Genomic DNA, 12,907 nt, shown 5'->3' on the forward strand with positions numbered 1-12,907 from the left:
GCAGACGCGGGTGAGAGCGCAAAACCGGCGGGCGCGCAAGTGACTATGCTGCGCAGGTCGTGATATTGTGTATCATGCGGCATCGAAGTCACGCTATTGGCGCTGGCTGCGGTTCGCTCTATCGCCTCGCACCATGACTCTCCCCCCATGGCACGCCCTGCACGAAGCCGCCTGCGCGCGCGGGGAGGCGACCTATCGCGATCCTGACACCGGCTACACTGTGTTCACCCGCCTCGCCCACCTGGCGCGCGGGAAGTGTTGCGGATCGGCGTGCCGGCATTGCCCTTACGATCACGAGGCCGTACCGACGCGCCGCTGACCAACCGGAGAATCCGCCCCATGAAGACCCGTGCCGCCGTTGCCTTCGAAGCGAAAAAGCCGCTCGAAATCGTCGAACTCGACCTTGAGGGGCCGAAGGCGGGCGAAGTGCTGGTCGAAATCATGGCGACGGGCATCTGCCACACCGACGCCTACACATTGGACGGGTTCGACAGCGAGGGCATCTTCCCCTCCGTGCTCGGCCATGAAGGCGCCGGGATCGTGCGCGAAGTCGGCGCGGGGGTGACCAGCGTGAAGCCGGGCGATCACGTGATCCCGCTCTACACGCCGGAATGCCGCCAGTGTAAGTCGTGCCTCAGCGGCAAGACCAACCTGTGCACCGCGATCCGCGCGACGCAGGGCAAGGGGCTGATGCCGGATGGCACCACCCGCTTCAGTTACAAGGGCCAGCCGATTTACCATTACATGGGCTGTTCGACCTTCAGCAATTTCACCGTGTTGCCCGAGATTGCCGTGGCGAAGATCCGCGAGGACGCGCCGTTCCAGAGCGCCTGCTACATCGGCTGCGGCGTCACCACCGGGGTCGGCGCGGTCACCAACACCGCCAAGGTGCAGGTGGGCGACAATGTCGTGGTGTTCGGCCTTGGCGGGATCGGCCTCAACGTAATTCAGGGCGCGCGGCTGGCGGGAGCGAACCTGATCGTCGGGGTCGATATCAACCCCGCGCGCGAGGAATGGGGCCGTCAGTTCGGCATGACTCACTTCCTCAACTCCAAGGGCATGAGCCGCGAGGAGGTCGTGGCGAAGATCGTGGAAATGACCGATGGCGGCGCGGATTACACCTTCGATGCCACCGGCAACACCGAAGTGATGCGCACCGCATTGGAAGCCTGCCACCGCGGCTGGGGCACCTCGATCATCATTGGCGTGGCCGAAGCGGGCAAGGAAATCGCCACCCGCCCGTTCCAGCTGGTGACAGGCCGCAACTGGCGCGGCACGGCCTTCGGCGGGGCCAAGGGCCGCACTGATGTGCCCAAAATCGTCGACATGTACATGACCGGCAAGATCGCAATCGACCCGATGATCACCCACGTCATGGGCCTCGAGGAGATCAACACCGCCTTCGACCTGATGCACGAAGGCAAGTCGATCCGCAGCGTGGTGGTGTTCTAAGGCGCCATCTCGCCAAACCGCCCGCCGAAGAACAGCAGCGGGCGGCCGCTCGCCGTGTCAGCCTCTGCAATTCCGCTCACAGCGCCGAGGATCAGCGTATGGTCGCCCGCCGGGTGCAGGGCGAACCGGCGGCAGGCAATGTGGGCGAGCGCGCCGCGGATCACCGGCAGCCCGCTCGGCCCCGGCGCGAAATCCGCCGGATCAAGCGCGCTGTCCCCGCGTGCGGCATAGCGCCGGGCGAGCGCCTGCTGGCTCTCGGCCAGAATACTGAACGCAAACGCCTCCGCCCCTGCATAGGCCTCATAGAGGCTGGCTGAATTCTGGAGGCTCCAGCTCACCAGCATCGGATCAAGCGAGATCGACACCAGCGAATTGATCGTCATCGCCGACACGCCGCCGCCCGGTGGCACCAGCGAGATCACCGCCACCCCGGTCGCAAATTGCCCCATCACTTGGCGGAAAGCGCGGGTATCGGCAGAGCGATCCGGAGCAGAAGCAGGCACGAAGGTCTCCGGCGATCAAGGAACAGGCGCGCATCCGGGGTCATCGGCACACTGCCCCACTGTGTCAATCACTGCCGCCGCCCCCGGTTCCTGCGGCATCACGGGAAAGCGCCCGATTGTCAGGCCTGTGGTTAACCGCGTGGTTACGCCCGCTCGCTATGGCAGGGTTTGCGCTTCGCCCACGCGGGCCCTGCAGGTGAGGAATGTACGAGAGCAGCATTGCATCGAGCCGCCTGACGGTCGCAGCGGTGGAGGGCTTCCCGCCTGAAATCAACACGCTTGCAGCGTGCAATCTTGCCGGACACGGATTCCTGCGCGCCGCCTGGTATGCGGCCCGCGCGCCCAATAGCGGACGGACGCTGCTTGTGCGGCGCGGCGGTGACGGCCCGGTGCTGGCTGCGATCCCGACCATCGCCTTTGGCCCCATGATCGGTCGCGGACGCAAGGTGCCGGGATCATACTGGCCGCTGCGCAGTCCGCTGTTCGCGCCCGATTGCGATGTGTTCGAACTCGCCCATGCTCTCGATCATCCCGCCGCGCGATGTCTTGGCCCGGTGTGGCGGGTCGGCCCGGCGCGCTGTGACGATCCGGCGACCACGCTGCTGATTGCCGCCGCGCAGCTGGCCAACTGGACCGTGCTGTCGCGCCCCGCCGGGACGAGCTGGGTGATCGACCTCGACGCGGCCCGCCAGCGGGGTTGGCCCAGCGCATCAACCGCCCGCAAACTGCGCGCCGCGTGGCGCAAGCTCGACGATCACGGCACCCCGCGTTGGCGCTATGTGCGCGGGACGGACTGGGACAGCGGCGCGCTTGAAGACCTGGGGCGGGTCGAAGCCGAAAGCTGGATCGCCCGCACCACCGATGGCAGCGGCGCGAAATTCATGACGCCCGCCCAGCGCGCCTTGTGGAGCCACGTGCTGAGCGATCCCGTCCTCGCTGCAAATCTCTCCGCCACGATCCTGATGATGGGTGATCGCCCGGTCGCCTTCAGCTTCGATCTCGACGATGGACCGCTGCAATATGGCATTGCCGGCAGCTATGTCGAAGACCTGAAGCACCTCGGCATCGGCAAGCTCACCAATTACCGCGCGATCGAAGACGCCATGGCCGATGGGCAAAGCGTGATGGACATGGGCGTGGGCGACACCGGGTACAAGAAGGTCATGGGCGCGGTCGAAGGCTACGAAATGGCCGATCTGCTGTTCGTCCGCAGCCGTTCCGCCGCGCGAATGCTGGGGCAGGCCTGGGGCGAGGAACTTGCGCCCACCCCCGCCACCGCCGCGATCATGCCGAGCAGGACCAATGATGGCTGAGGCTGACCCCATCTCCAAACCCTCGCTCGCCGCGCAGGTGCGCACGGCGGTGATCTGGCGCTCGGGCAGTCAGGTGCTGACCCAGCTCGTGTCCTGGGCCTCGACCCTGATCGTGATCCGCCTGCTTGCGCCGGAGGATTACGGGCTGTTTGCGATGGCGCAGGTGATGCTGATGTTCCTCAGCACGATGAACGGCTGGGGTCTGGCGAGTGCACTGATCCGCGAGGAGGAGGTGACGGAGGAGCGCCTGCGGCAGACGCTGGGGATGCTGATCCTGCTCAATTGCGGGCTGGCGCTGACTCAGTTCCTCGCCGCACCGCTGGTGGCCCTGTGGTTCGAACAGCCGATGGTGGCAAACCTACTGCGGGTGCAATCGCTGCTCTATCTCGCCGTGCCATTCTGCGCGCTGCCGCACGCGATGCTGAGCCGCCGGATGGACTTCCGCCGCCCGGCGCAGGTACGGCTGGTGGTGGCGATTGCCGGGGCGACCACCGCCCTGACGGGCGCCTTGAGCGGCTGGGGCGTGTGGACGCTGGTGGCCGCGCCGATGATGATGATGCTGACCGAAGCGATCGGCATGACTTGGGCCGCGGGCGCGCCGATCCGCCCCAGCTTCCGCTTTTCGGGCGCGGGCCACATCGCCGGCTTCGGCGGAGTGATGACCGCGACGCAATTGTTCTGGTTCGTCCAGAGCCAGGCCGACGTGATGATCGCGGGCCGCGTGCTCGATCCCCACAGCCTCGGCGTCTACACCACCGGCCTGTTCCTCGCGCAATTGCTCGCGGCCAAGTTCGTGCCGCCGATCAACGAAGTCGCCTATGCCGCCTATTCCCGCCAGCAGGATGTGGCCGCATCGGCGCTGCTGGCGACGATCCGGCTGGTGACGATGGTGGCGCTGCCGGCCTATGCCGGGCTCGCCGTGGTAGCCCCGGTGCTGGTGCCGGTGCTGCTGGGGGACAAGTGGTCCGAGATTGTGCCGCTGTTGCCGATCCTGTCGGTGGCGATGGCGATGATGACGCTCCAGATCCTGTTCGCGCCTGCCACCAATGCGCGCGGCGTGCCGTGGGCGGCGCTGCGGATCACGATGATTGGCAGCGTCGTCATGCCGAGCGCCTATTTCATCGGATCGCACTGGGGCGTGACAGGCTTTGCATGGGGCTGGGTGGGCGGCATGGCGGTGCTGACCTGCGCAACGGTGATCCTGTCGGGCGGGATCATCGGGCTGAGGATTGGCAGTCTGGCCCGCGCGCTGGCCCCGCAACTGGCCGCCGCGCTGATGATGGCGGTGGGCGTGGCGCTGATGCTGCGGGCCTTGCCAGCGGTGCCGGACATCGTCGCGCTGGCGAGCGCGGTGCTGCTCGGCGTCGGCCTGTACCTCGGCGCGCTCCACCTGATCGCCCCGGACCGCATGGCCGAGGCGCTGCATTTCCTGCGCAATCGCGGTGAGGCCGAACCGGCTCCGGCCGAATGACCCCTAGCAAAGCTGTGCGATTGACTTGCGGCCGGTGATACGGTTGGGCAGGCGGATGAGCACCACCCGCCCCGCCCCCGTCACCCGCTTCTATCCCACCGGCGGCATTGCTCTGGCCGTGCACGAATGGGCCTCGGACACAGACGGCACGCCGCTGGTCTTCGCCCATGCGACCGGGTTCCACGGTCGGGTGTTCGACGCGATTGTCGAGGCTTTCCCCGATCACCCCGCTTACGCCATCGACCTGCGCGGCCACGGTCAATCGCGCGCCGGGCCGATTGACGATTGGCGGGTCGTGGCACGCGATGTCGCTGATTTCCTGGCCCAGGCGGGCATCACCGGCGCGGTCGGCATCGGCCATTCGATGGGCGCGCATACCTTGCTGCAAGTCGCTGCTGACGCGCCGGAGCGGTTCAGCCGCCTCGTCCTGTTCGATCCGGTGATCCTCGCGCCGGAATTCTACGCCCCCGGCCAGCCGCTCTACACCGCCGACAACCCCCACCCCGCGATCCGCCGCAAGCGCGATTTCGCCAGCGCCGAGGCGATGATCGCGCGCTTCCAGACCCGCGATCCGTACAACCTGTTCGACCCCCGCGTTTTCGCCGATTACTGCCGCTATGGCTTGACCGAGGCCGCCTCGGGCGAGGGGCTGGAACTGGCCTGCGCCCCCGAAGTCGAAGCCAGCGTCTATGCGTCGAGCCGCAGCAATGGCGCGATTGTTGAGACCGCCAAACGGGTCGACATCCCGGTGCTGGTGGTGCGGGCGCAGATGACCAATCTCAACGATTTCAAGAGCTCGCCGACCTGGCCCGAATTGGCGCAAGTGCTGCCGCAAGGGACCGACCTCTACCGGCCTGACATGACCCATTTCCACCCGTTTCAGGACCCGGCGGATGCGGCGCGGATCATCGCAGAGTGGCTCGACTGACCGCAATGTTCGCCAAATGTTTCACGTGAAACATAGCCACAGCCTAGCCCGCCGCTTCAAGTACGTCCCTGATATCGCTTTGTATTTGCGCGATACTCTGAGCGTCCGTCTGTAGGCAATTGGCCCCGATCTGGCGCGCCAGCCCGCCATAGAACGCCGTCAGGCTTGGCCTGAGCGGATGGTCCGGTGCCACCGACCCGGCGAGCCACAACAGGATCGTCTGCGCCCGGCTCAGCGCGTCGCGACAACCCGGCAAAGACCCCGATACTGCCTCGCTATGACCGGGCAACGGCCGCTCTACGGCGCGCATTGCCTGCCCCAGCGCGGCGTGCGCCTCCTCCAGACAGATGCGGGTGAGCTCGGCGCTGCCCGAAGCCTCGATCCGGGCTTCCAGCGCGACCCGGCGATAGGCAGCGGCGGGGTTCTGGCTGAACATCTGCATCGCGCCTTCCTCCTTACCGGTCGCTGTTCGACCAGATATCGACCTGCTGGCGCAGGAACGCCAAGGTCGATTGCGACGCTGCCACACGGCGTTCGGAGGCGGTGAATTCGCGGGTCAGCCGTTCGCGCAGATTGTCCTGCTGCTCGGCAACTTTCGCCAGCCGCGCATCACTGGCGGCTTTCTGCGCCTCGAACCGCTTGAGCGATCCGCCCAGCGTTCCGGGATCGGTGACCAGACTGTTTTCCCGTGCAAAGCGGTCCATCGTCGCAAAGACGCCGGAGACCCCGGTGGTGAACATCGCCGCGACGGCATCGGGGCTGGCCTCCAGCGAGCGGGTGAGGCGCGCGCTGTCCAGCCGGAAGCTGCCATCGCGGTTCAGTGCCAGCCCGAGATCGCCAAGCGTGCGCGCTTCGCCATTGGCAGCGCCGGGCATGACGACCCGGCCCGCCAACCCGGCGAGCGCGCGGCGCAATTCGCGCGCGCCGGGATCATTGCCCAGTTCCCCGCCAATCGGCGCGGCGACATCGGCGAGCTGGCTGACGACATTGTTCAAGGCGGCGACGAAATCGCTCATCACGCTGGCAATCGCATCGGTGTTGCTGGCAAAGCTGAGGGTGGTCGGCGCGCCGGTGTTGGTCGCGGTGAGGTTGAGGGTGAACCCGCCTGGCAGGCCCGTGACGCGGTTGGTGGGGCTGGTGCGCTCCACCGTATCGAGCCGGAACAGAGCATCGCGCGCGGTGGCCTGCAACTCGCCCGCGTTGGTCGCCGGTTGCCAGCCCAGATAGCTGAGATCGCCCGGCGCCGCCGCTCCGCCCGCGCCTGCGGCTTCGAGCACGAAGCCATTGGCCGAGCCTTCGCCCCCCTTCATCACCAGCCGCGCGCCGCTGGCGCCCTCTGCGACATAGGCCTGCACCGCTCCGCCGCTCGCCTGATTGATCTTGGTGGCCAGCGTGGCGAGAGTGTCGGTCGCACTGACGGCGATAGCGGCGGCCGCGCGCGCAGCATCGGGGGTGAAGCTCGCGCCGCTGACCGTGCCGAACCGCAGGGTCAGCGTGCCTTCGCCCACCAGCGCATCGCGGCTGGCATAGGGACGGCCCACCAGCGTCTGGCCTTGGGCAAGCTGGGTGACTTCCAGCGCGAAATTGCCGCGCGGGGTAAGGCCAGCGGGCACGGTCACCTTGGCGACGGCGGGGTTGGCCAGTTCGGGCCTGGGCGCAAGATCGCCGCTGCGGATGCGATCACCGAGCGCGCTTGCGAGCCCGGTGATCGCGCCGCGCAGCTGCCCGGCCGCCGAAATCTGCGCCTCCAATGCGGTCTGGCGCGCTGTGATGGAATTTCGCTGCGCCGCAAAGCTGGCGGCAGAGATATCCTGCGCCAGCTTGATGAAATCGACGCCACTACCAGCGCCAAGCGCGGAGATGATGGAGGAGCCTGCGGTTGTCATGCCTGTCAGGACGGGCAGCGGCGAGGAAGTTTAAGGGCTCTGCTCTCCCCTCCCCGGCCTTGAGCCGGGGCCCAGCTTGTGTTTGCAGCAAAGAAAGCGGGGTCCCGGGTCAAGCCCGGGATGGGGAGAAAGGGGACAATCACCTCTCCACTCTCCCGTCCCCATCGAAGCGCAGGGCGGCGGGCACCTCCACCACCGGGCGGCGCGGACGTTGGCCGCGTTTCAGCGCCATGACGAAGGCCACCAGCGATGCGAGCGCGATATACAATTCCTCGCGCACCATCTGGTTGGGCCGGGTGGTGAAATAGACCGCACGCGCGAGCTGCGGGTATTCGAGCACCGGCAGCCCTGTCTCCGCCGCGATCTCGCGCATGGCGAGCGCGGTTTCACCCCGGCCCTTCGCCAGCAGCAGCGGCGCGGGCGCGCGGGCAGGATCGTAAGTCAGCGCGACCGCGAAATGGAGCGGATTGACGACGATGAACTGCGCGTCCTTCATCGCCTTGGCCACGCCGCCACGCGCCAGATCGCGCTGACGCTGGCGGCGGGCGCTTTTCATCTCGGGCGAGCCTTCGGATTGCTTGTTCTCCTCGCGCATGTCTTGCAGGCTCATTTTGAGCCGCTTGTCGCGCTGGAACCGTTGCAGGGGGTAGTCGATGGCGGCGATCACGGTGAGGCCGATCAGCAGCGCGCCGATCAGGCTGGTGAAGGCCTCAAGCGCAAGGCCCAGCTGCGCCTCCAGCGGCAACGTGCCAAGCGCCAGCAGCGCGGGCATCCGGCCCTTGGCCCAATACCACGCGATCCCGCCCAGCAGCCCCAGCTTGGCCAGTCCCTTGCCCAGCTCGATCAAGCCCTGCCAGCCGAGGATCCGCTTGAAGCCCGCCAGCGGATTGATCCGCAAAGGCTTGAACGCGGCATTGCCCGCGATGAAGCGCCCGTCCTGCCCCAGCGCCAGTTGCGACAGGGCAGTGACCAGTGCCACGATCAGCCCCAGCGCCATGACGGGCGGCAGCGCGGCCAGCGCCGCATCGCCCAGCGCCGCGCCGGGGGTGAAGCCATCCAACGCCCGGCGATCGAAGTGGAACCCCGCCCGCGCGATCCGGCCCATGGCGTCATGCAGCCATGACCCCAGCCCCAACAGCCCCAGCGCGCCCGCGCCGGTCGCGGCCAGCGTGCCAAGCTCCTTCGACCGCAGCACATCGCCCTTCTTCGCGGCGTCCTGACGGCGCTTCGGGGTGGGCGCGAAGGTCTTTTCGCCAGCGGCTTCCTCGGCCATTTCAGCGCGCCCCGATCAGGGCTTGCGACTGGTCGAGCGCCATTTCGATCACGCCCTTGAACTGGTGCACCATCACCGGCAGCGCGATGATCAGCGCCGCAATCCCCGCCAGCACGCCGGCAGGCAGGCCCAGCGCGAACAGGTTGAGCGACGGGGCGGAGCGCGCGATCAGGCCGGTCACCACCTGCACCAGCAGCAGCACCAGCACCACCGGCAGCGCAATCGCGGCCGCCGTCGCAAAGCCGTAGCCCATGAACAGCGCGACATTCTGCGCGCGCCACGCGCCGAAACTGAACGCGCCCGCAGGTAGCAGGCGGTAGCTTTCGATCAGCAGCTCATACCACAGCAGATGCGCGCCAATGGCGTAGAACAGCAGGCTGAGCACCAGCCCGAAGAACGTCCCCAGCGCCCCTGATTGCGCGCCACTGGCGGGATCAATCGCCGTCGCGATGGCAAGGCCCATGGTGCCGGAAATCTGCTCGGCGGCGATCAGCGGAATGGCGAAAGCGAGTTGCAGCACGAAGCCCAGCATCAGGCCCACCGCCACCTCTTGCAGCACCGCGATGATCGCGGCGAAACTCAGCATCGCAGGAGCGGGCGGGAGCGGCACCCAGGTCGCGATGAAGAACCCGAGCACGATGCTGAGCAGGATGCGCACCGGGGCAGGCACCGCCACCCCGCCCACCATCGGCGCCGCCATCAGCGCCGCGCCGCAGCGGATCGACAGGAAGACGATCTGCCACAGCTGCGCCTCAAGGCTGCCGAAGCCGAAATCGAGGACGTTCATGGCCTCACGCGGAAAGCCCGGCGACCTGCGCCATGATCTCGCGGGTGAAGTCCGACAGCAACCCGATCATGGCCGCCCCCAGCACCACGAACACCAGCGCGGTGATCGCCAGCTTGGGGATGAAGGAGAGGGTCTGTTCGTTGACCGAGGTGGCGGCCTGGATGACCCCGACCACCAGACCCACCACCAGCGTCGCGATCAGCACCGGCCCGGCAATCAGCGCGGTTACCCACAGCGTCTGATCGGCCAAGGCGAGGAGGGCGGCATCCTCGCTCATGTGGCGAAACTCATGGCGAGCGAGCCCATCAGCAGCGCCCAGCCATCGACCAGCACGAACAGCAGCAGCTTGAACGGCAGAGAGATGATGGTGGGGGAGAGCATCATCATGCCGAGGCTCATCAAGACGCTCGCCACCACGAGGTCGATGACGAGGAAGGGGAGGAAGATCATGAAGCCGATCTGGAAGGCGGTTTCGAGTTCGCTCGTCACGAAGGCCGGGAGCAGGATCGAGAAGGGCACCTCGGCGCCGCTTTTGAACGTGCCGCCGCCAGCAATATCGGTGAACATCATCAGGTTCGCCTCGCGGGTCTGGGCGATCATGAAGGCATGGAACGCCTCGCCCGCCTTGCCGATCGCCGCGTCCGCGCTGATGCTTCCGGCGGCATAGGGGGCGACGGCCTGCGCGTTCACCACATCGAGCGTCGGGGCCATCACGAACAGGCTGAGGAACAGCGCGAGCCCCGCGAGCACCTGCCCCGGGGGCGAGCCTTGCAGGCCGAGCGCCTGCCGCAGGATCGCGAGCACCACCAGAATGCGCAGAAAGCTCGTCATCATCAGCACCAGCGCGGGCAGGATGGTCAGCAGGCCCATCACCACCAGCAGCTGGAGCGACAGGCTGAGCGGGCTATCCTCGCCCGCGCCCTGATCACCCAGCGCGCGCTCGATCGCCGTGCCGACGCCCGCCGCGACCGGGTCAGGCGCAGGCATGGCAGGCGCGGCCGCGTGGGCCAGTCCGGGGAGAACAAACATGGTTAATGCGATCAGGCACAGCAAGGCTGCACGCATGTTCACGGGGCCTCGCATCACGCGGTCTCCGTTACCGGGGCGGGGGCTTCGCCGAGCCGCACAAGGCCCTGACGCGACAGCCCGAGCAGGATTTCGCGGTCATGGAACCGCACCACGGCGAGCTTCATCCCCGGCGCGAGCAGCTGGGTTTCGACCAGTTGCAGATGCCGCCCGCCCCCCGCTCCGGGCGCTCCGTGGAGGCGCGTTTGCAGGTAGCGGGTGAGCCACAGGCTCCCCCAGATCAGCCCCGCCAGCAGCGGCAGCAGCAGCGCAAGACGCAGGAGATATTCGAGCATCGCGGCCGTGTCCGCCTAGAGCGCTTCGGCGGCGGGCACCGCTGCGTCGGCGGGCGCGTCACCCGGTGCGGGCGGCACGTCCTGTCCGTCCTCGCCCACCAGGCTGACAATCCGCAGCCCGAACCGGCCCTTTTCCGCCACCACCTCGCCGCGCGCGATCACGCGGCCATTGGCGGTCACATCGAGCAATTCGTCGGTCAACCGGTCGAGCGCAACCGTGCTCCCCTCCCCCAGCATCAGCACATCGCGCAAGGGCATTTCAGTGCGGCCCAGTTCGACCGAAAGGCGCACGGCGACATCGCCGAAACGGGCAAAAGCGGCGGGTTGATGAGCGGTCATGCTGCGACACCTTGATGGGATGCGGGAAGGGGAAAGCGGGTGAGGCGGATCGCCATGCGGTCCTCGGACGTGCCGACGCTGCCATGCGCGAGCACGGTTTCGCCCACCATCAGCGGCACCTGACGCCCCATCGCCAGCGGGATCATGTCTCCGGGAGCAAGGGTCTGGAGCCGCGCGAGCGACAGGTCGATTTCGGCCAGCACCACGTGCAGCGGCAAGGACATGTCAGCGAAGGGCCGGGCCATGCCGGTGGCGGGCGCGCGCGGCGTGCAGAGACGGGGGCGGCGACCGCCTCCGGGAAGCAGGCGCGCCATCCGATCGGCCGCAACGCACAGACTGGCGCGCCAGGTGCAGCCGTGCGGATTGCTGATGGCAATCGTGAAGGCGAGCGCCTCGGCGTCGAGCGCAAAGGGCTTGAGCCGCGCCGCGCTTTCACTGCGCACGATCACGTCGGGGCGCGGGCTGCCGCCAGCGGGCGGCGGCATGTCGCCAAAGCTGGCGCGGGTCATCGCCCCGGCAATGATGGTCGCGGCTTCCTCGACCAGCAGTGCTGCCGAGCGGGGGAGCACGTCGGGCACGGGGCCCGTCGCGCGCCCGTCGCCCCCGAAGCTGCGGTCCATCAAGGCGATCGCGGTGGCGAAATCGAAGCTGAGCAGCGCGGTCTCTCCGCTCGCGCCGACCCGCAGCAAGGAATTGGCCGCGACCTGCCCGATCCGGTGCAGCGCCTCGGCACCGTTCAGCCGGTCAGGCTCGCTGACGGACACATCGAGCCGGTCGCCCGACAGCAGGCCCGAAAGATCATCGGCCAGCAGCCGCGCCAGATCGCGCCGCCATGCCGCCAGGAGCGCCGCGCTTTCTTCCGGGCGCGGGCCACGACAAATCAGTTCGGGACAATGCAGCGCCGCAGGCCGTGCGGCGGCAAAGGATTGGCCCATCCTCATTGGACCAGGAACCCGCGGAAGTGCACAGCGTCGATCCCGCCGAAGCCCTCGTTCTCCTCCAGCACCTGATTGACCGACTTGGTCAGCCGCTTGGCGAGCTTTGCCTTGCCCGCGACATCGTAAAGCTCGCTCTCGGAGGTCGCGGCGAGCTCCGCCAGAATGGCCGAGCGGATCGCGAGTTCGTGGTTCTTCACCCATTGCAGCACCCGCCCATCGCGGCGGGTGGAGACGGCCAGTTCGACCTGGATCAGCGCGGGCGAGTCCACGAGGTTGGAGGTGAAGCTTTCGGTGAAGGAATAGTACGCGGTGCGATACTTGCTCCCGCCCTCGCCATAGACCGGGGCGACGGCGTCCTTCTCCTTGCCGTCACCGGGCGGGGCATAGGGATCGGCCTCGGTCTTGAGCACCAGCTTGGGCTGGTCGGGCGCGTCCGGACCGCCGCCGAGCAGACCCATCGCCACCGCGCCGTAAGCCCCGCCCGCGCCCAGCCCGAGCAGCAGCACCGCCCCGATGGCGATCTTCATCACCCCGCCCTTGCCCGATCCCTTCCGCGCCTTGCGCCGTTCGACACCGTCCCAATCGGAATGCTCTTTGCCTTTTGACATTTTCCGTCAGTTCCCTGTTTCAACCTCTGGCCCGGGTGCGTGCAGCGC

16 protein-coding genes are annotated in these 12,907 nt (G+C 67.6%); 5 read left to right on the forward strand and 11 right to left on the reverse strand.

Annotation, left to right across the window (positions count from 1 at the left end; genetic code table 11):
* Positions 1-133 precede the first annotated feature (133 nt).
* Both ACLBKT_RS12340 and ACLBKT_RS12345 read left to right on the forward strand, forming a co-directional pair.
* Entirely contained in the window at positions 134-319 is a 186-nt protein-coding gene (locus ACLBKT_RS12340; RefSeq protein WP_410183210.1) for a DUF5522 domain-containing protein, read from the forward strand.
* A gap of 20 nt (positions 320-339) precedes the next feature.
* Entirely contained in the window at positions 340-1,452 is a 1,113-nt protein-coding gene (locus tag ACLBKT_RS12345; RefSeq protein ID WP_410183211.1) for an S-(hydroxymethyl)glutathione dehydrogenase/class III alcohol dehydrogenase, read from the forward strand.
* Here the strand turns inward: ACLBKT_RS12345 and ACLBKT_RS12350 are convergent.
* Positions 1,449-1,955, reverse strand: coding sequence for a flavin reductase family protein (locus ACLBKT_RS12350; protein WP_410183212.1), 507 nt, complete (start codon positions 1,953-1,955; stop codon positions 1,449-1,451). The two genes, ACLBKT_RS12345 and ACLBKT_RS12350, sit on opposite strands and share 4 nt — an antisense overlap.
* A gap of 203 nt (positions 1,956-2,158) precedes the next feature.
* Here ACLBKT_RS12350 and ACLBKT_RS12355 point away from each other — a divergent pair, with 203 nt between their 5' ends.
* From ACLBKT_RS12355 to ACLBKT_RS12365, 3 genes are read left to right on the forward strand one after another with little or no spacing between them, the layout of a single operon-like run.
* Positions 2,159-3,268, forward strand: a complete 1,110-nt coding sequence (locus ACLBKT_RS12355; protein WP_410183213.1) for a GNAT family N-acetyltransferase — start codon at positions 2,159-2,161, stop codon at positions 3,266-3,268.
* Complete coding sequence (locus ACLBKT_RS12360) at positions 3,261-4,739, forward strand: lipopolysaccharide biosynthesis protein (protein ID WP_410183214.1); 1,479 nt, start codon at positions 3,261-3,263, stop codon at positions 4,737-4,739. Before ACLBKT_RS12355 ends, ACLBKT_RS12360 begins: the two co-directional genes overlap by 8 nt.
* 55 nt (positions 4,740-4,794) lie before the next feature.
* Positions 4,795-5,667: an alpha/beta fold hydrolase gene (locus tag ACLBKT_RS12365; RefSeq protein ID WP_410183215.1), complete on the forward strand. Its 873-nt coding sequence runs from the start codon at positions 4,795-4,797 to the stop codon at positions 5,665-5,667.
* 43 nt (positions 5,668-5,710) lie between these two features.
* Here ACLBKT_RS12365 and ACLBKT_RS12370 read toward each other — a convergent pair whose 3' ends face one another.
* The 10 genes from ACLBKT_RS12370 to fliL form a co-directional block, all read right to left on the reverse strand.
* Positions 5,711-6,109 (reverse strand): hypothetical protein, encoded by a 399-nt coding sequence (locus ACLBKT_RS12370; RefSeq protein ID WP_410183216.1) that lies wholly within the window; start codon positions 6,107-6,109, stop codon positions 5,711-5,713.
* A gap of 13 nt (positions 6,110-6,122) precedes the next feature.
* Positions 6,123-7,553: a flagellar filament capping protein FliD gene (gene fliD / locus ACLBKT_RS12375; RefSeq protein WP_410183217.1), complete on the reverse strand. Its 1,431-nt coding sequence runs from the start codon at positions 7,551-7,553 to the stop codon at positions 6,123-6,125.
* A 139-nt stretch (positions 7,554-7,692) separates the two neighbouring features.
* The gene (locus tag ACLBKT_RS12380) at positions 7,693-8,826 is read right to left on the reverse strand and encodes a flagellar biosynthesis protein FlhB (protein WP_410183218.1); all 1,134 of its coding nucleotides are present in this window, start codon (positions 8,824-8,826) and stop codon (positions 7,693-7,695) included.
* A 1-nt stretch (position 8,827) separates the two neighbouring features.
* Positions 8,828-9,613 carry a flagellar biosynthetic protein FliR gene (locus tag ACLBKT_RS12385; protein WP_410183219.1) on the reverse strand — a complete coding sequence of 262 codons (786 nt, stop codon included), beginning with the start codon at positions 9,611-9,613 and terminating at the stop codon, positions 8,828-8,830.
* A 4-nt stretch (positions 9,614-9,617) separates the two neighbouring features.
* Positions 9,618-9,890 carry a flagellar biosynthetic protein FliQ gene (locus ACLBKT_RS12390; protein WP_410183220.1) on the reverse strand — a complete coding sequence of 91 codons (273 nt, stop codon included), beginning with the start codon at positions 9,888-9,890 and terminating at the stop codon, positions 9,618-9,620.
* Entirely contained in the window at positions 9,887-10,678 is a 792-nt protein-coding gene (gene fliP, locus ACLBKT_RS12395; RefSeq protein WP_410183687.1) for a flagellar type III secretion system pore protein FliP, read from the reverse strand. The genes ACLBKT_RS12390 and fliP overlap by 4 nt, the downstream gene beginning before the upstream one ends.
* Positions 10,679-10,695: 17 nt before the next feature.
* Complete coding sequence (locus ACLBKT_RS12400) at positions 10,696-10,974, reverse strand: flagellar biosynthetic protein FliO (protein WP_410183221.1); 279 nt, start codon at positions 10,972-10,974, stop codon at positions 10,696-10,698.
* 15 nt (positions 10,975-10,989) lie between these two features.
* Positions 10,990-11,313 carry a FliM/FliN family flagellar motor switch protein gene (locus ACLBKT_RS12405; RefSeq protein WP_410183222.1) on the reverse strand — a complete coding sequence of 108 codons (324 nt, stop codon included), beginning with the start codon at positions 11,311-11,313 and terminating at the stop codon, positions 10,990-10,992.
* Positions 11,310-12,254: a FliM/FliN family flagellar motor switch protein gene (locus ACLBKT_RS12410; protein ID WP_410183223.1), complete on the reverse strand. Its 945-nt coding sequence runs from the start codon at positions 12,252-12,254 to the stop codon at positions 11,310-11,312. Before ACLBKT_RS12410 ends, ACLBKT_RS12405 begins: the two co-directional genes overlap by 4 nt.
* Positions 12,251-12,859, reverse strand: coding sequence for a flagellar basal body-associated protein FliL (gene fliL, locus ACLBKT_RS12415; protein WP_410183224.1), 609 nt, complete (start codon positions 12,857-12,859; stop codon positions 12,251-12,253). The genes ACLBKT_RS12410 and fliL overlap by 4 nt, the downstream gene beginning before the upstream one ends.
* Positions 12,860-12,907 lie beyond the last annotated feature (48 nt).

It is taken from the genome of Erythrobacter sp. W302b, from assembly GCF_046452395.1.
GTDB lineage: Bacteria > Pseudomonadota > Alphaproteobacteria > Sphingomonadales > Sphingomonadaceae > Erythrobacter.

What these genes read in the sequence shown, in the direction of transcription:
- ACLBKT_RS12340 (WP_410183210.1), top strand. Translation starts at nt 134, where the DNA reads ATGACTCTCCCCCCATGGCACGCCCTGCACGAAGCCGCCTGCGCGCGC.
- ACLBKT_RS12345 (WP_410183211.1), top strand. Translation starts at nt 340, where the DNA reads ATGAAGACCCGTGCCGCCGTTGCCTTCGAAGCGAAAAAGCCGCTCGAA.
- ACLBKT_RS12355 (WP_410183213.1), top strand. Translation starts at nt 2,159, where the DNA reads ATGTACGAGAGCAGCATTGCATCGAGCCGCCTGACGGTCGCAGCGGTG.
- ACLBKT_RS12360 (WP_410183214.1), top strand. Translation starts at nt 3,261, where the DNA reads ATGGCTGAGGCTGACCCCATCTCCAAACCCTCGCTCGCCGCGCAGGTG.
- ACLBKT_RS12365 (WP_410183215.1), top strand. Translation starts at nt 4,795, where the DNA reads ATGAGCACCACCCGCCCCGCCCCCGTCACCCGCTTCTATCCCACCGGC.
- ACLBKT_RS12370 (WP_410183216.1), bottom strand. Translation starts at nt 6,109, where the DNA reads ATGCAGATGTTCAGCCAGAACCCCGCCGCTGCCTATCGCCGGGTCGCG.
- fliD (WP_410183217.1), bottom strand. Translation starts at nt 7,553, where the DNA reads ATGACAACCGCAGGCTCCTCCATCATCTCCGCGCTTGGCGCTGGTAGT.
- ACLBKT_RS12380 (WP_410183218.1), bottom strand. Translation starts at nt 8,826, where the DNA reads ATGGCCGAGGAAGCCGCTGGCGAAAAGACCTTCGCGCCCACCCCGAAG.
- ACLBKT_RS12385 (WP_410183219.1), bottom strand. Translation starts at nt 9,613, where the DNA reads ATGAACGTCCTCGATTTCGGCTTCGGCAGCCTTGAGGCGCAGCTGTGG.
- ACLBKT_RS12390 (WP_410183220.1), bottom strand. Translation starts at nt 9,890, where the DNA reads ATGAGCGAGGATGCCGCCCTCCTCGCCTTGGCCGATCAGACGCTGTGG.
- fliP (WP_410183687.1), bottom strand. Translation starts at nt 10,678, where the DNA reads ATGCGTGCAGCCTTGCTGTGCCTGATCGCATTAACCATGTTTGTTCTC.
- ACLBKT_RS12400 (WP_410183221.1), bottom strand. Translation starts at nt 10,974, where the DNA reads ATGCTCGAATATCTCCTGCGTCTTGCGCTGCTGCTGCCGCTGCTGGCG.
- ACLBKT_RS12405 (WP_410183222.1), bottom strand. Translation starts at nt 11,313, where the DNA reads ATGACCGCTCATCAACCCGCCGCTTTTGCCCGTTTCGGCGATGTCGCC.
- ACLBKT_RS12410 (WP_410183223.1), bottom strand. Translation starts at nt 12,254, where the DNA reads ATGAGGATGGGCCAATCCTTTGCCGCCGCACGGCCTGCGGCGCTGCAT.
- fliL (WP_410183224.1), bottom strand. Translation starts at nt 12,859, where the DNA reads ATGTCAAAAGGCAAAGAGCATTCCGATTGGGACGGTGTCGAACGGCGC.